We start from the raw sequence: 16426 nt of genomic DNA, 5'->3' as shown, positions 1-16426 counted from the left end.
TGGAAGTTGTTCTCCTTGGGATCCCACCCGCCCTGGCTGACGCCACGGAAGAGCTGCAGCGAGCTCTGCGGGTCCATGCCCCGGACGAAGCCGACGCCGTGCTCGCGGTAGGTGGGGAAGACGAAGTCGTGCGGCTTGAGCGCGCGGCCGGAGCCGACCTGGGCGGCCTCCTGGCCGAGCAGGCTCGGCCACAGGCCCAGCTCGCCCTGGCGCTGCAGGGCGTAGCCCTCGGCGTCGAGCCGGCGGATGAGGACGAGGTCGCGGTAGAAGCTCCGCAGGTCCTCGGGCGTCAGGTCCGCGACGTACTTGTCGTAGTCGGGGTGGGACACGCGCTGCCCTTCCGGGGTCAGCAGCTGGATCATGTCCGGGCCGCCGTCGCCGACCGCGGGGGTCGGCTGGTGCAGCTCGGCGACAACCTTGTCGCTCACGTGGGGCTCCTTCGCCGGTGAGACCGGCCTACTCGTTCGGCCCGCGGACGGGGGTCACCCGCTCGTCGGCTTCTGGGGGCGCAGGGCCGCCGTTCGTGACGACGGACACGTGCTTGGTCCTCGGACCGGAACTTACCGGAGAGCCCTGCCAATCTCACAATGCGGGACGATGCTGCCGCCCGAGTGCCGGGTGTCGGGTTTTCCGGCCGCCGGACAAACGCACCGATGACGTATGCCGTGGGGCCGCGCCCGCCGACGGCGCACTCGGCAGCGGGCTGAGCGGTGCGCTCACTGGTGGGCTCAACGGTGGGCTCAACGGTGGGCTCAGCGGCGGGTGCCCCAGTTCCAGGGCGGCGTGCTGAGCAGGCCCTGGCCCTGCACGAAGGTCTCGCCAAGGTCCTTGACGAGAGTGATGCCGCGGGCGGGCGAGCCGAGGCCGACCGGGACCTCGTCGTCGTCCTCGTCCTCACCGCCTCCGACGCCGAGCTCGCGGACGAGGGCCTGCGAGTGCGACACGACCAGGATCTGGCTTCGCTCGGCGGCGGCTCGCACGAGCCGGGCCAGCGGCGCGAGCAGGTCCGGGTGCAGGGAGGTCTCCGGCTCGTTGAGGACCATGAGCGGTGGCGGGTCGGTGGTCAGCAGGGCCGCGACGAGGAGCAGGTAGCGCAGGGTGCCGTCGGAGAGCTCGGCGCTGCCGAGCGGCCGGAGCATGCCCGGCTGGTGCAGCGCGACGTCGAACCGCCCGCCCTCGACCGTGACGTCGAGGATGGCCCCGTCGAAGGCGTCGGCGACGGCGCGGTCCAGCTCGGACCGGCCGTTCTCGCGGATGGTCTGCAGGGCGGCGGCGAGGTCCCGGCCGTCGTCGGCCAGGACCGGCGTCCGGGTGCCCACCTGCGGGGTGCGTGCCGGCGCACCCGCGTCGGCGCGGAACCCGTCGTAGAAGCGCCAGTCGCGGATCATACGGCGCACCCGGATCAGCTCGGGCGCCCGCTGCGGGTCGGCGAGCTCGGTGAGCATGCTCTCCCAGGGCCGGAGGGACCGCGTCAGCTCGGTCCAGCCGGGCCTCGAGGCGTGGGCGCTGCGGTCGGACGCAGCCCGTGAGCTTCCGCCCTCCGCAGAGCCGGGTCCGGTGTCGCGGTAGGCGGCGCGCCGGGAGCCTCCGCCGGGACCGGGCACCTCGACGGGGTCGGACTCCCACTCGGAGCCGTCGCCACCGTCATCGTCCCAGCCCGAGTCCCAGCCGTCGTCGGATTCGAGCGCCGAGCGGGTCTCCACGACGCCCCCGCGGCGGCGCACCAGCACCGAGCCGGGCCGCATCAACGGACCCGACCACACGACCTCCCGCTTGATCTCGGGGTCGCGCAGGAACGCCGACGCCGAGCCGGCCTCGCCCCCGGACGCCTGCTGCGGCAGGCCGAGGTCGACGAGGTAGCCGAAGTCGTCGGAGGCGAAACCGAGCTGCAGGCTGATCGGGCCCTTGCGCCGCGTCCCCTGCACCGCGTGGCCTCGCGCGCGGGCCCCTCCGAGCGTCGCCGGCCCCGCCCAGAGCGCCGACTCGAGTCCGCCCTCGCGCGCCAGCGTGCCGACGACGTCGCCTCGACCACACCCGGCCAGCAGTCGCAGCGACCGGTAGAGGCTGGACTTGCCACTGCCGTTGGCGCCGGTGACGACGTCGAGCCCGTGCAGCGGCACGACGACGTCGCGCAGCGAGCGGTAGCCGGACACGGCGACGGCGGTGAGCATGACCCGACGATAGGACCGGCCGCCGACACCAGTGACCGGACCGTGCCCGCGGCCAGAGGTCGCGCCGCGGTGCGACGAGACGCCGCGCCTCAGCCCGGCGAGCCGGCGTCGCCACCCGCGCCGGTGGACCAGGCGGGCAGCTGTTGCAGCGACCAGCGGTTGCCGTCGGGGTCGCGGAAGTAGACGAAGCGACCCCACGGCTGCTCGTCCACCTCGGAGGCCTCGACGCCTCGACCGACGAGCTCGGCGCGCACCGCGTCGGCGTCGGCCACGACCATCTGGAGGTTGTCGAGGCCTCCCGGCACGATCTCGGTCAGCCCCTTGCCGATGGCGATCGAGCAGGCGGAGCCGGGCGGCGTCAGCTGCACGAACCTGACGTCGTCGCTCACGGTGTGGTCGTGGTCGGCGGTGAAACCGACCTTCTCGACGTAGAACTCCTTGGCCCGGTCGACATCGGTCACGGGCACCGCCACCAGCTCGAGCTTCATGTCCATGGCGAGACACTAGGCCGGGGCACCCACAGCGGTGGCGGTTCGTGGTTGCACGGCTCCCACGCGGGGTGCGGGGCCGTTCGTGGGGTGCGCCGGCCGGGTCGGCCCGCAACCCGCGGACGGACGGCGCCAGGCTCAGCCGCGGCCGCGGTCCGGCTCGTCGTCGTCGCTGAACCCCACCGAGGTCGTATGCGTCGTGCCGGGCGACGAGGCGTCCCGCACGCTTGCGACACGCTGGGTCGACGGCCCCTCCGGGACGCCGCCCGGGCCGGTCGTGACCACCCCGGCCGGCCGCCGGCTCCGAACGAACCTGGCCCAGACCGCGGACAGCCGGCGGGCGAGGGCGTCGGCCGGGTCCGGCAGGGCCGCCACGACCATGAGGGCAAGGGTCAATGCCAGGGCGCAGACCGCCGCGAGCTCGAGCCAGCCGGTGAGCGTCGTGATGTGGACCAGGCCCGGTTGGAGGCCGATCGAGCGCTCGTCGAAGGAGAGCCGCTCGACGAGGGAGGCCGCCACCGTCGCGAGCGCCAGGGCCGTCCCGACCGCCGCGACCAGCTGCGCAGGCCGCCCGGGCCGCGCCACCCACCAGCCCAGGCCCAGCGACGCGCAGGCGAGCGCGGCGACGAGTAGGACCAGCCGGGGCACGGGGTTCGGGCCGCCGTAGGCGTCGAGGAGCACCCCGTCGGAGGAGTAGACCACCTGCCGACCCCATGACCAGGTGCGCTGCTCGTAGCCCTTGGTGAAGTCCCCGACCTCGGGTGCCCGGACGGCGAGGACCGTCGTCGGCCAGATGGCGGTCGTCGCGGCGAGGAGCACCCCGAGTCCGCCGATCGTGGCAATCGTGGCGCGCACCAGCAGCTGCGCCCGTGCCGCGGTCTCCGACTCCCCGGCGCCCTCCGCCGCCGCAGGCTCCCCGGCCCCCTCCGGTGTCGTCCCCTGCTCCGAGTAGTCGCTCGCCGGTCGCCACCTGATCGTGGGCCGTACGCGTCCGGCGGGGTCCGCAGTCGGCGAACCGGGCGACGCGGTGCCGTCCTCGTCCTCCGGGGCCGCGAGGGCGCGGGCCCTCGCGAGCCAGGCGGACGGCATACGCACTCCGGCCAGGGAGAGGACGAGAAGGGCGACGGCCACGACGCCGACGCCGGCCGACGCCGACTCCAGCCACCCCACGACCGTCGACGAGCCGGAGGCCGCGAGCCCGTGCACGTCGTCGCGGACGGGACGTCCGTGACGCTGTGCAGCCGACGTGAGCAGGTGGCCGAGGAGGGCCGCCCACCCCACCGCCGCGGCGACGGGGACCCACGCCGCCTGCAGGAGGAGCCACGCGACGACTGTCGCGGCGGCGACCGCGAGAAGCACGATGAGCACGACGAGCCCGAGGGGGTCCCAGAGGTCCTGGACCACTGCACCTCCGGCACCGAGCACCTGCGAGCGGCCCCAGCTCCAGAACTGCTGGTCGAAGAGCACGACACCGCGCTGGCTGTCGAGTGTCGTCAGCTGCCAGGTCGGCGCGAGCACCGACGGGACCGCGAGGACCACGGCCAGGAGCGCGGCCGCTCCGGCCGGAACCCGTTCACGCTGCAGCACCATCCGTCCTCCCGCGTCGCGTGCGCTCGCGCTGCCTCGGCCCAGTCGTCAGCGGGCGCCGAATCGCCCCGCCACCTCGAGGAGCCGTGAGTTGGCCTCCCCCTCGCCGATCGTGACGCGCACGCCGTCGTCGCCGTACTGGCGCACCGTCAGGCCCGCCCCCGCGCAGGCCTCGGAGAAGGCCGTCGACTCGGCGCCGAGCGGGAACCAGACGAAGTTCGCGTCGGATCGCGGCAGCTTCCAGCCCTGGTCGGCGAGCGCCTGGACGACCCGGTCGCGCTCGGCGACGAGCGACTCGACGCGCTCCTCGAGCTCGTCGAACGCGTCGAGGGAGGCGATGGCCGCGACCTGCGCGAGCGAGTTGACGCCGAAGGGCGTGGCCGTCTTGCGCAGGGCGGCGGCCACCGGAGGGTGCGCGACGGCATACCCCACCCGCAGGCCCGCGAGGCCGTACGCCTTGGAGAAGGTGCGCAGCACGACGACGTTGGGGCGGTGGCGCCACACGTCGAGCCCGCGGACCGCCTCGGGGTCGCGGACGAACTCGACGTAGGCCTCGTCGACGACGACGATCACGTCCTCGGGGACGCGGTCGAGGAACGCCTCGAGCTCGGCCTGGTGGACGCACGGACCGGTCGGGTTGTTCGGGGTGCAGACGAGGACGACGCGCGTGCGGTCGGTGATGGCGGCGAGCATCGCGTCGAGCCGGTGCCGCGCCTGCTCGTCGAGACCGACCATGACCGGCTCGGCCCCGGCGAGCAGCGTCACGATCGGGTAGGCCTCGAAGGAGCGCCACGCGAAGACGACCTCGTCCCCCGCGTCGCAGGCGGCGCCCACGATCTGGGAGAGCACCGCGACCGACCCGGTGCCCGTGGCGATGCACTCGGCCGGCACGTCGAGCGCCTTGGCGAGCCGCTCGGTCAGCGCCGTCACGGCCATGTCGGGGTAGCGGTTCACGGTCGTCGCCGCGTCCTCGATCGCCGCGAGCACCGACGGCAGCGGGCCGTAGGGGTTCTCGTTGGAGGAGAGCTTGTATGCCGTCACGCCGGCTGGCGCAGACGCGGGCTTGCCCGGCTTGTAGTCGGGCATCTGCGCCAGGACGTCACGGAGACGGACCTTGACGTCGCTCGCCTGCGGGGCGGCATACGACTCCCGTGGCGTCGCGCTCTCGGTGACGCGGTCGGGCAAGCTCTCGGCGGTGGCGTCGGCGGTGTCGCTCATACCCGAACTCTAGAGCCCGTGTCCACGGGCGCGACCGGCCCATGGACACTTCCCTGACGTGGGTGCCGCGGTGTGGCTAGGCTCACATCGTCGCGTCAGAGCCGCCTCGACACCTTCTGCCTGCCACCTCTTCCCGAAAGTCAGATCATGCGCATCGGCATCCTCACCGGGGGCGGGGACTGTCCCGGCCTCAACGCCGTCATCCGCGGCGCGACCCGCGCCGCCGAGGTCACCTACGACAGCACCGTCATCGGCTTCCGCAACGCGTGGCGCGGCGTCATGGACAACGACTACGAGATCCTCGACGTCGACCGGTGCCGGGGCATCCTCCCGCTCGGTGGCACCATCCTCGGCACGAGCCGTGACCAGCCGTTCGCGCACGAGGACGGCCTCAAGCGCGTCCGCAAGGCGTACGACCGGCACGGCCTCGACGCGATCATCGGCATCGGCGGCGAGGGCTCGATGGGGGTCCTCAACCGCCTGCACGAGAACGGCTTCCCCGTCGTCGGCGTGCCCAAGACCATCGACAACGACATCGCCCTGACCGAGATGACCTTCGGCTTCCAGACGGCCGTGCAGATCTGCACCGACGCCATCGACCGGCTGCACACGACCGCCGAGTCGCACCACCGCGTCCTCGTCGTCGAGGTGATGGGACGCCACGTCGGCCACATCGCCACGTGGTCGGGCCTCGCCGGCGGCGCCGCGATCACGCTCGTGCCCGAGGACCCCTTCGACATCGACGAGGTGTGCGAGCGGATCGTCCACCGGCACAAGAAGGGGCGGTTCGCGACGATCGTCGTCGTCGCCGAGGGCGCCCTCCCCCGACCCGGCACCTTCGTCATCCCGGCACCGGAGGTCGACAAGTACGGCCACCAGATCCTCGGCGGCATCGGCTCCCTCCTTGCCCGCGAGATCCAGGGCCGCACCGGCATCGAGAGCCGGATGACGGCGCTCGGGCACATCCAGCGCGGTGGGTCACCCGTCGCGTTCGACCGCGTGCTCGGAACCCGCTTCGGCGTCGCTGCGGTCGAGGCCGCGCTCGACGGCGCGTGGGGCCAGATGGTCGCCCTGCAGCGCGGACGCATCGAGCGGGTGGCCATCGGGGACGCCATCAGCTCCCTCAAGACGGTCGAGCCGGACCTGCTGCGCCTCAACGACATGTTCCAGCCGCGCATCCCCGGCGACGAGCACCCCGGCCTTCCCGTGGATTCGCCTGCCCGCGTGGAACACTGAGCGCATGCTCCTCAACTTCGCGCTGCAGACGGTGATCAACGCCGTCGCCCTGTGGATCGCCGCCTGGGCCATCCCGGGCATCACCTTCGGTGGCGGGTCGAGCACCCAGGTCGTCAAGACCGTGGTCATCGTCGCGCTGATCTTCGGCATCGTGAACTTCTTCATCAAGCCGATCCTCAAGCTGATCACGCTGCCGCTGATCATCCTGACGCTCGGCCTGTTCGTCTTCATCGTCAACGCGCTCATGCTCCAGCTCACCTCGTGGCTGGCCGGCAAGTTCGACCTCGCCTTCCACGTCGAGCACTTCTTCTGGGACGCCGTGTGGGGCGGCCTGATCATCACGTTCGTCTCGATGCTGCTGAGCTTCATCAGGACCGACTGACTCGCCCTCCGCACGGAGGCGGGCTCACGGCATACGGGGTGTCGGCTGGGACGCTGTCGGCGCCCGGTCCTACCGTCGTGGCATGCGGTTGCTCCACACCTCCGACTGGCACCTCGGGCGCACGCTCCACGGCGTGAACCTCCACGAGGCGCAGGCGGCCGTGCTCGAGCGCATCTGCGAGCTCGTCGAGGACCCACCGGACGGGGTCCCGGTCGACGCGGTGCTCGTGGCCGGTGACGTCTACGACCGCGGTGTCCCGCCGGTCGAGTCGGTCCAGCTCTTCGAGTGGACGCTGTCGCGGCTGTCGGCGGTCACCACCGTCGTCGTCACCTCCGGCAACCACGACTCGGCGATCCGGCTCGGCTACGGCGCCGGCCTCTTCCGCGACACCATCCGCATGGTCACCGACCTCGGCCAGCTCGACCTGCCGGTGCTGCTCAAGGGCAGCGACGGCGTGCGGGCGGCCGTCTACGGCATCCCCTACCTCGACCCCGACCACGCGCGCGCTGCGCTGGCCCCGGGTGGCGAGCCGCTGCCGCGCTCGCACCAGGCCGTCGTCGGCGCCGCCTGCGACCGCATCCGCGCCGACCTGGCGGAGCGGCCGGGCGTGCGGTCGGTGGTGCTGGCCCACGCCTTCGTCGCGGGCGCCGAGCCGAGCGACTCCGAGCGCTCGATCATGGTGGGTGGCGTCGACCGGGTGGCCGGCACCGTCTTCGCCGGCATCGACTACGCCGCGCTCGGCCACCTGCACGGCCCCCAGGCGCCCGAGTCGGCGGCCGGGTCCGTCGTGCGCTACTCCGGCTCGCCGCTGCGCTACTCCTTCTCCGAGCAGGACCACACCAAGGTCGTCCTCCTCGTCGACCTCGACGCCTCGGGCCCGGCTCGGGTGACGCCCGTCGAGGTCGCCCAGCCGCGCGCCATGGCGACGCTGCGGGGCTGCCTCGACGAGCTGCTCGAGTCGCCGGAGCACACTGCGGCCGAGGACGCGTGGGTGCGGGTCACGGTCACCGACCGGGTGCGGCCAGACTCCCTGATGGACCGCCTCAAGTCCCGCTTCCCGCACACCCTGCAGGTCTTCCACGAGCCCGACGGGGCGGTCGAGCGCACCCGCGGCGGCACGACGGCGGTCAGCGAGCGCGACGCCCGCGAGCTGGGGTCCGACTTCATCGCCTACGTCACCAAGACCGAGGCCGGCGAGGGCGAGATCGACGTCTTCGAGGCCGGCTACGAGGCCGCGGTCAAGGCACAGCACCTCGCCGAGGCGCAGGAGGTGGCGTGACATGCAGCTGCACCACCTGTCCATGACGGCCATCGGGCCGTATGCCGGCACCGAGGTCATCGACTTCTCCACCGTCGGGCGCACCGGCCTCTTCCTGCTCGAAGGACCCACCGGAGCCGGCAAGTCGACCATCATCGACGCCATCACGTTCGGCCTCTACGGCAAGGTGGCGCAGGCCTCCGCCGACGTCGAGCGCATCCATTCCCACCACGCCGACCCCCGGGCCGTGCCGGTCGTCGTGCTGGTCTTCGAGACCCAGTCGGGCATCTACCGCGTGCAGCGCACGCCGCGCTTCGAGCGGCCCAAGTCGCGGGGGGCGGGCACCACCGTGCAGCAGCCCACGGTCAAGCTGTGGCGCCTGCAGACGCCCGACGACCTCGAGGGCGGCGAGCTGCTCTCGGCCAACATCGGCGACTGCGACGACGAGATCACCCGGGCCGTGGGGCTGACCCGCGACCAGTTCGTGCAGACCGTGATCCTGCCGCAGGGAGAGTTCGCCACCTTCCTGCGCGCCCGCTCCGAGGACAAGGGCAAGCTGCTCGAGAAGGTCTTCGGCACCGCCTTCTTCCGTCGTGTCCAGGAGCAGGTCGTCGAGGCCGGGCGGGCCGCCCAGGCCCGGCGGCAGTCCGCGGTCGACGAGATCCGCATGGCCGTGCACGCCCTCGCCGTCTCCGCCGGGCTCGAGGCTGAGCGTCGGGAGGCCCTCGAGACCCTGAGCCGCACCGCGCCGGAGCTGCTCGAGGCGGAGCTGGCGCAGGTCGTCGACGAGCTGACCACCCGTGAGCGACACGCCCGCAAGGCCAGCCGCGAGGCCATCGAGACGCACAAGCAGATGGCCGACATGGTCAGCGACGCGCGCCTGCGCATGCAGCGCCGTGAGCGGCTGCTGGCGCTGCAGCAGCAGGAGCACGACCTCGGCAGGCAGGCGGTGCGCTTCGCCGACCTGCGCGCCGAGGTCGAGCGCGCCAAGCAGGCCCAGCCCGTGGCGGGCGCGGTGCGCACCCTGGCCCTGTCGGAGGGCCACCTGCGGGCCGCCGAGACCCGGTTGCGAAAGGCGCGCGAGGCGGTCGACCCGTCGCTGCGCGACCGCGGGGCCGCGGCCCTGCGCGAGGCCGCGGCACAGGCCCGTGAGGTGGTCGGCTCCCTGACCGGCGCCATCTCGCTCGAGGCGGCCCTCGCCGGCCGCGTCGCGGAGCTGGCACGGCTGCGCGAACGGCTGGACGGCACACGGCGGTCGGTGGGGGCGGTCACGACCGAGCTGCAGGCGCTGCCCGAGACGATCGCGGCGCACGACGAGGCGCTCACCGAGGCCCGCCGCGTGGCGGCGCTGCTCGACGGGCGGGCGGCCGAGGGCGAGCGCGCCCGGGACCGGCTCGAGGCGGCCCTGGCCCACGCGGCTGCAGCGGCTCGGGTGCCGGCGGCGGAGGGCACCGCCACGGAGGCGCTCTCGGTGGTGGCGACTGCGGAGACGTCCCTCGCTGCGCTGCGCCGGGCGCGCATCGAGGGCATCGCGGGAGAGCTCGGCCTCTCGCTCGTGGAGGGCGACCCGTGCCCGGTCTGCGGCTCGATCGAGCACCCGTCACCGGCGCACCCCACGCTCGACGCCGTCACCGCGGAGCAGATCGAGGCCGAGGAGGCTCGGCTCGTGGCGTTGCGCGATCGCGCCGCACTGGCCGCCGAGGCCCTTGGCGCCCTGCGCTCGGAGGTCCGTGAGCTGGCAGCACGGTGCGACGGCCTGGACGCGGCGGCGGCTCGAAGCCGAGCGGAGGCAGCCGCTCGTGAGCTCGCCGAGTCGGTGCGCGCCCGCTCCGATGTCGAGGCCGCTGCGGCCCGGCTGGCCGAGCTGAGGGCACGCGTCGACACCCTGGGGGCGGAGGCCCGCCGGCTCGGGGCCGACCTCGCCCGCCACGAGCAGGCGGTCGCCGACCTCGACACCCGCATCGCCGAGGAGACGAGCGTGGTCGAGCAGGCCCGCGACGGCCACCCCAGCGTCGCGGCTCGACGCGACGGGCTGGTCGTCGCCGCCGCACGTATCGACGACCTCGTCGACGCGCTCGGCCAGCGCGACGTGGCGGCGGCCGCAGTGGCCGAGGACACCGCGGCGCGCGACGCCGACCTCGCCCAGTTCGGCTTCGCCGACGTCGAGGAGTGGATGGCAGCCGAGCGGGGTGCCGAATGGATCAGTGCCCGCACCCGCGAGATCTCCGAGTTCGAGCGTGCCTGCACCCAGGTGCGGGCCGGGCTGAGCGGGCCAGAGCTCGCCGACGTGCAGCTCGACGCCCTCTTCGACGACATCGACCAGCTCGAGGCCCTCGCGGCCGCCGCCAAGAAGGAGCTCGAGGCGGCCACCAACGAGCACGGCAGCCTGCGGGACCAGGTGGCGCGCACCAAGCGCCGGGTCGCCGAGATCCGTGAGGCGCTGGCGGGCAACGCCACCGTCATCGCCGAGACCGCCGACGCGGTGCGGGTCGGTCAGCTCGTCGCCGGCAACGGCGACAACCAGCTCAACCTCGACCTGGCCAAGTACGTCCTGATCCGACGCTTCACCGAGGTGCTCTCGGCAGCCAACACCGAGCTCGGCCGTTTCTCCGGTGGCCGGTACACGCTGGAGCACACGGACGCCAAGAAGGGCAACGCCAAGTCGGGCCTCGGCGTGCGGGTCCACGACATGCACACCAACCAGGTCCGCGAGGTCGGCACCCTCTCCGGTGGCGAGACCTTCTACGTCTCCCTCTCGCTGGCTCTGGCCCTGGCGGAGGTCGTCCGGGCCGAGTCCGGCGGCGTAGACCTGGGCACCCTCTTCGTCGACGAAGGCTTCGGCACCCTCGACCCCGACGTGCTCGACGACGTCATGCACACGCTCGAGGGCCTGCGCGAGGGCGGCCGTACGGTCGGCATCGTCAGCCACGTCAGCGAGCTGAAGTCCCGCGTCGCCGACCGCATCGAGGTCGTCGTCAAGCCCGACCGCACGAGCACCTTGCGCATCACCGCCTGAGCCCGAACACCGCTCACCCGGCGTCCGGTTCCGCGTCGCCAGCGGCGACCCAGCGGCACATCCAGCGCTGCAGCGGTGCCGAACGGGCCAGCCGCTCAGCCGGCGTCGGTGCCCAACTGGGTTCTCGGGCGTGCGCGTCGCCGGGCGGCGCCGACCGCCACGACGACGACGCCGACGACGGCAGAGCCGCCGGCGAGGTCGGAGTAGCCGAGCGAGCCGACGACGATCCCGGCCACCACTCCGCCACCGGCACCTGCGAGACCCATCAGCACGTCGGCAAGGCCCTGGGTGGCGGGCCGCTCGTCGGTGGTCACGACCGAGGTCAGCAGGGTCGAGCCGGAGACGAGCGTGCACGACCAGCCGACCCCGAGCAGGAAGAGCGCGACGAGCAGCAGCCCCGACCAGCCGGCCTGGGACCGGGAGGCAAGCAGCGAGGCGAGGGTGAGCACGACGCCACCGGCCATCGCCACCGGCGGGGCACCCCACCGGTCGACGGCGCTGCCGACGAAGGGCGACAAGGCGTACATCCCGAGGATGTGGACCGAGATGACGAAGCCGATCACCTCGAGCTCGGCATTGCCGTGCTTCATGTGGATCGGCGTCATCACCATGACGCTGACCATGACGAGGTGGCCCAGGGCCATGACGAGCACCGCCCGCAGCGCGGCTGGGTTCGCGCGCACCACAGCGAGGCCCCGGCGCATGGAGCCGTCGTGGTTCGGGGCGTCCTCGACACCACCGGAGGCCGGGTCGCCGGCTGCCTCGCCGGCGTGCGGCCCCTCGCCAACGGGCAGGGCTTCGAGCCTGCCGCGTTCGGCCCGCTCGGCGGCATCGAGCGCCCGTGCGGTCAGCAGCGGGTCAGGCCGCAGCAGCCGGTCCACGACGAGCCACGCGAGCACGAAGCCGACGAGCGAGAAGACGAACGTCCCCGCCAGCTCCGGCAGCCCGGCTGCGTGCGCCAGCGCCTTGCCCGGGCCGACGAGGTTGGGGCCGGCGACGGAGCCGATCGTCGTCGCCCACACCACGATCGAGAGGTCACGCCCTCGGTGCGCCGGGCTCGCGAGGTCGGCGGCGGCATACCTCGTCTGGTTGTTTGCCGTCGTGCCCCCGCCGAAGAGGAACATCCCGACGACGAAGAGCGGGAACGACCGCACCAGGGCGGCGGCCAGCACGAGGGCAGCACCCACGAAGGCGACCGTCAGCCCCAGGCGCAACCCGACCCGCCGACCCCGGGCGGCCGTCGCCCGGGCCACCGGGATCGTCAGCAGCGCCGTGCCGAGCACCTGGGAGGTCGTGCCGAAGCCGGCGAGCGCCTCGGTGCCGCTCAGGTCCTCCGCCAGCAGCGCCCCCACGGCGATGCCGCTCGCCATGCCCACCCCACCGAGGACCTGTGAGAGGACCAATGACCGGACGACCTTGCGCTGCAGCGTCGCCCGGTCCACCGGCACAAGATCAGGCACCATCCCCCGGCTCACACGTGCCGGCGCGAGGTGATGACGCGGAAGCGACTCGCGACGAAGGCGGCGTCGGTGTAGGCGGCGTTGGCGGCGGGGTTGGCCCCGGTGCCGTGGAAGTCGGAGAACGCGGCCGTCTGGTTGACGAAGACCTGGCCGGTGAGGTTCTCGGACAGCGCGACCCCACCCTCGGCGGCGGCCTCGCGTGCCGCCTCGAGCACCGCCTCGCTCGTCGAGTAGACGGCGGCCGTCATGGCGCCGTGCTCGCGCACCGTGTCGGCCAGCTGGGCGAGCGACTGCTCGGTGGAGGCGGTCCTGATGAGGAAGCCGACCGGACCGAAGCACTCCTGGGTGTAGACGTCCTCGCGGGCCACGTCCACGGCCACGAGGCCCGGAGCGCGGACGACCGCGTCGGTCCACGTGGGGTGGGTGATGCGACGCGAGTCGAGGACCACGTGTCCGTCCGCGTCGGCAGCGATCGTGGCGAGCGAGTCGGCGTTGCTGCGCACCTGGTCGTTCACCGTGGCACCGAGCAGCTCGACGGCCTTCGCGTCGTCGCCGGTGAGCCGGCCGACCGCGGCGGCGATCCGTTCGCCGAGCTCGTCGAAGGACAGGTGCCCCTCGTTCGTGTCGATCCCGCCTTCGGCGACGTAGAGGTTCTGCGGGGCCGTGCACATCTGGCTCGAGTAGAGCGTGAGGCTGAAGGCGAGGTTGCCCAGCATCCCCCTGAGGTCGTCCGTGGAGTCGACGACGATCGAGTTGAGGCCGGCCTTCTCGGTGTAGACGAGCTTGCCGTGCGCTGCGGCCGACTCCTCGAGCCACGCGCCGAAGGTGGGCCCGCCGGTGTAGTCGATGATCGCGACCTCGTCGCGCTCGGCGAGCGTCTTGGCCAGGCCCTGGCCGTCGGCCTCGGCGGCGAGCTGCACGAGGGCCGGGTCGAAGCCGGCCTCGACGAGCACCTCACGGGCGATCTCGACCGAGATGGCGAGCGGCAGCACGGCCCGCGGGTGCGGCTTGACGACCACCGGGTTGCCCGTGACGAGCGAGGCGAAGATGCCGGGGTAGGCGTTCCACGTCGGGAAGGTGTTGCAGCCGATGACGAGGGCCACGCCGCGCGGGACGATGCGGTAGTCCTTCTGCATCCGGGTCGGCGCCGGGTTGCCCTCGCGGTCACGGCCCGGCTTCTCCCAGACCACGGAGGTGGGCACGCGCTCCTGCTCGACGAGCCCCGCAGCGATGGCCTCGACGGCGCGGTCCTGGGCGTGGGGCCCACCGGCCTGGAACGACATGACGAACGGCTGCCCCGAGGTGTGCATGACGGCGTTGGCCATCTCGAAGCTGCGGCGGTTGATCCGGTCGACGATCTCGACGCAGACCGCGGCCCGCACCTGCGGGCCCGCGTCGCGCCACGCCGGCATCGCCGCGCGGGCGGCTGCGAGGCCGGCATCGAGGTCCAGCGCCGGGTAGGTGACGCCGAGCTCGGGACCGTAGGGCGAGACCTCGCTCCCGACGAAGGTGCCGTCGGTCGGCTGGTTCGACAGGGCGGCATACGCCCTCCCGAGGTGCGCCTCGTGCGCCTTCAGCCCCTCGGCGGCCGCGGTCTCGCCGTAGACCCGGGGGCTCGGCGACTCGGGGTAGCGGGAGTACCAGGAGCGGCTCGCCAGGGCCTGACGGATCTCGTCGAGGACTCCCGCGTGCGCGTCGAGCAGGGGGTGGGTGGGCGTCGTTGCCGGTGCAGTCACGCGACGATGCTAGCCCCGGAAGGCGCCGCTGCCGTATGCCGTCGGGCGGGCTCCGAGCGCGCCCTCCGCGCGCACGCGGCGGGGCAGCAGGCAGGATGGCGGGCATGGACACGGACGTCAGGGAACCGGACGGATCAGGCGCCGCCGACCGCACGGACGAGGAGACGGCCCAGCACGACGAGGCGATGCGCGCCGCGTCAGCCTTCGGGCCCGTCGGCGTCATCGGGGCCGGGGCCATGGGAGCGGGCATCGCCCAGGTCGCGGCGACCGCCGGGCACGCGGTGACGCTCGTGGACGTGGTGCCGGGCGCTGCGGCGAGCGCCGTCGAGAGGATCGGCGATGCGCTCTCCCGCCTCGTCCACAAGGGGCGGATGCCGGCCGACATGGCCACCGCGGTGCTGGCCCGGATCACCGGCGCCGAGTCTCTCGAGAGCCTGCCCAACTGCGGACTGGTCATCGAGGCCGTCCCGGAGGACCTCGACCTCAAGCGCGGCATCTTCGCGGAGCTGGCCGACCTGCAGCCCTCGACGGCGGTGCTGGCCACGAACACCTCGAGCATCGACATCGACGAGATCGCCGACGAGGTGGCCGATCCTGAGCGCGTGCTCGGGCTGCACTTCTTCAACCCGCCGCCGGTCATGGCGCTGGTCGAGGTCGTTCACGGCGAGCGCACGGCCCCCGCGTACGTGGAGCACGCCGCGGCCCTGGTGGCCGCGTGGGGCAAGACCCCGGTCCGCTGCAGCTCGACGCCGGGCTTCATCGTCAACCGGGTGGCCCGCCCCTTCTACGGCGAGGCCCAGCGGATCGTCGAGAGCGGGATCGCCGACCCCGCCACGGTCGACTGGATCCTGCGCGAGCGCGGCGGCTTCCCGATGGGCCCCCTCGAGCTGACCGACTTCATCGGCCAGGACGTCAACCTCGCCGTCGGCACCTCGGTGTGGGAACAGACCGGGCGCGACGAGCGCTACGCGCCCACGACCTTCCAGCGTGAGCTGGTCGAGGCCGGGCGCCTCGGCCGCAAGTCGGGCCGCGGCGTCTACGCGTATGCCGCCGACGGATCGGTCGAGGGCGCCGCGCCTGACCTCGAGCTCGCCGAGCGCCTTGTCGGCGGTCCGGTGGCGACCGACCCGCTCGCCCGGACGCTGGCGATGCTGGTCAACGAGGCTGTCGACCTCGTCGCCCGCGGCGAGGCGAGCGCCGACGACGTCGACACCGCGATGCGGCTCGGCACGCGCTACCCCAAGGGACCGGTCGCGTGGGGCCGGGAGCTCGGGTTCGACCGGGTGGCCCGGTGGCTCGGCGAGCTCGACGAGGCCTACCCGGGCGGGCGCTACCGGCCGAGCCCTGCCCTGACCGACGGGAGCCTCACGTGAGCGAGACGGCCGACGGCATCGCGTTCGCACGGCAGATGTGGGCCGACGACGAGGCGTCGCGCCGGCTCGGCATGGAGGCCGTGGTCCTCGAGCAGGACCACGCCGTGGTCCGGATGGCCATCCGCGACGACATGGTCAACGGGCACGCCATCTGCCACGGCGGCTACATCTTCACCCTGGCCGACTCGTGCTTCGCGCTCGCCTGCAACTCGCGGGGGCGCCTCACGGTGGCGGCCGGGGCCGACATCTCGTTCACTGCGCCGGGGCGGCTCGGGGACGTGCTCGTCGCCGAGGGTCAGGTGCGCTCGGCGTTCGGCCGCAGCGGGATCACCGACGTCACGGTGAAGCGGGAGTCCGACGGCCAGATCATCGCCGAGTTCCGCGGCCGCAGCCGCACGCTGGCCCTCCCGCGCCCCTGACCGTCGAAGGGCCACAAACCGGGCGACGCGAACGCTGACTGCCACGTTGGGCGCCATCCTGGAGCCCGGTTTGTGGCCCTTC

12 protein-coding genes and 1 pseudogene are annotated in these 16426 nt (G+C 73.2%); 6 read left to right on the top strand and 7 right to left on the bottom strand.

Features of this window, described 5'->3' with window-relative positions; translation table 11 throughout:
* The 5 genes and pseudogenes from ABD194_RS00320 to hisC all read right to left on the bottom strand — a co-directional run.
* A pseudogene (locus ABD194_RS00320) lies at nucleotides 1-428 on the bottom strand (thiamine pyrophosphate-dependent enzyme); the annotation flags it as partial.
* Between the two features lie 324 nt (nucleotides 429-752).
* On the bottom strand, nucleotides 753-2171 hold the full coding sequence (locus ABD194_RS00315; protein ID WP_343985783.1) for an AAA family ATPase: 1419 nt from the start codon (nucleotides 2169-2171) through the stop codon (nucleotides 753-755).
* An 89-nt stretch (nucleotides 2172-2260) separates the two neighbouring features.
* Nucleotides 2261-2665, bottom strand: coding sequence for a glyoxalase superfamily protein (locus tag ABD194_RS00310; RefSeq protein ID WP_343985780.1), 405 nt, complete (start codon nucleotides 2663-2665; stop codon nucleotides 2261-2263).
* Nucleotides 2666-2797: 132 nt separating this feature from the next.
* On the bottom strand, nucleotides 2798-4249 hold the full coding sequence (locus ABD194_RS00305; RefSeq protein ID WP_343985777.1) for a hypothetical protein: 1452 nt from the start codon (nucleotides 4247-4249) through the stop codon (nucleotides 2798-2800).
* Nucleotides 4250-4294: 45 nt separating this feature from the next.
* On the bottom strand, nucleotides 4295-5464 hold the full coding sequence (gene hisC, locus ABD194_RS00300; protein WP_343985774.1) for a histidinol-phosphate transaminase: 1170 nt from the start codon (nucleotides 5462-5464) through the stop codon (nucleotides 4295-4297).
* A gap of 147 nt (nucleotides 5465-5611) precedes the next feature.
* On the opposite strand from hisC, the gene ABD194_RS00295 reads away from it, so the two are divergent.
* From ABD194_RS00295 to ABD194_RS00280, 4 genes are all read left to right on the top strand, one after another.
* Nucleotides 5612-6700 carry a 6-phosphofructokinase gene (locus ABD194_RS00295; RefSeq protein ID WP_343985771.1) on the top strand — a complete coding sequence of 363 codons (1089 nt, stop codon included), beginning with the start codon at nucleotides 5612-5614 and terminating at the stop codon, nucleotides 6698-6700.
* Between the two features lie 4 nt (nucleotides 6701-6704).
* Nucleotides 6705-7082 carry a phage holin family protein gene (locus tag ABD194_RS00290; RefSeq protein ID WP_343985768.1) on the top strand — a complete coding sequence of 126 codons (378 nt, stop codon included), beginning with the start codon at nucleotides 6705-6707 and terminating at the stop codon, nucleotides 7080-7082.
* Nucleotides 7083-7164: 82 nt separating this feature from the next.
* Nucleotides 7165-8361: an exonuclease SbcCD subunit D gene (locus ABD194_RS00285; protein ID WP_343985765.1), complete on the top strand. Its 1197-nt coding sequence runs from the start codon at nucleotides 7165-7167 to the stop codon at nucleotides 8359-8361.
* 1 nt (nucleotide 8362) lies between these two features.
* Complete coding sequence (locus ABD194_RS00280) at nucleotides 8363-11356, top strand: AAA family ATPase (RefSeq protein ID WP_343985762.1); 2994 nt, start codon at nucleotides 8363-8365, stop codon at nucleotides 11354-11356.
* A gap of 95 nt (nucleotides 11357-11451) precedes the next feature.
* On the opposite strand, the gene ABD194_RS00275 is transcribed toward ABD194_RS00280, so the two are convergent.
* Nucleotides 11452-12819: an MFS transporter gene (locus ABD194_RS00275; RefSeq protein ID WP_425579920.1), complete on the bottom strand. Its 1368-nt coding sequence runs from the start codon at nucleotides 12817-12819 to the stop codon at nucleotides 11452-11454.
* Between the two features lie 8 nt (nucleotides 12820-12827).
* On the bottom strand, nucleotides 12828-14552 hold the full coding sequence (gene paaN / locus ABD194_RS00270; protein ID WP_343985755.1) for a phenylacetic acid degradation protein PaaN: 1725 nt from the start codon (nucleotides 14550-14552) through the stop codon (nucleotides 12828-12830).
* A gap of 104 nt (nucleotides 14553-14656) precedes the next feature.
* Here paaN and ABD194_RS00265 point away from each other — a divergent pair, with 104 nt between their 5' ends.
* Nucleotides 14657-15925 (top strand): 3-hydroxyacyl-CoA dehydrogenase NAD-binding domain-containing protein, encoded by a 1269-nt coding sequence (locus ABD194_RS00265; RefSeq protein WP_343985752.1) that lies wholly within the window; start codon nucleotides 14657-14659, stop codon nucleotides 15923-15925.
* Nucleotides 15922-16344, top strand: a complete 423-nt coding sequence (gene paaI / locus ABD194_RS00260; RefSeq protein WP_343985749.1) for a hydroxyphenylacetyl-CoA thioesterase PaaI — start codon at nucleotides 15922-15924, stop codon at nucleotides 16342-16344. The genes ABD194_RS00265 and paaI overlap by 4 nt, the downstream gene beginning before the upstream one ends.
* The last annotated feature ends 82 nt before the right edge of the window (nucleotides 16345-16426 follow it).

It is taken from the genome of Terrabacter terrae (genome assembly GCF_039529575.1).
GTDB classification, from domain to species: Bacteria; Actinomycetota; Actinomycetes; order Actinomycetales; family Dermatophilaceae; genus Terrabacter; species Terrabacter terrae.
Note: the sequence above shows the minus strand (reverse complement) of the source record. Positions and strands in the feature narration are given on the sequence as shown.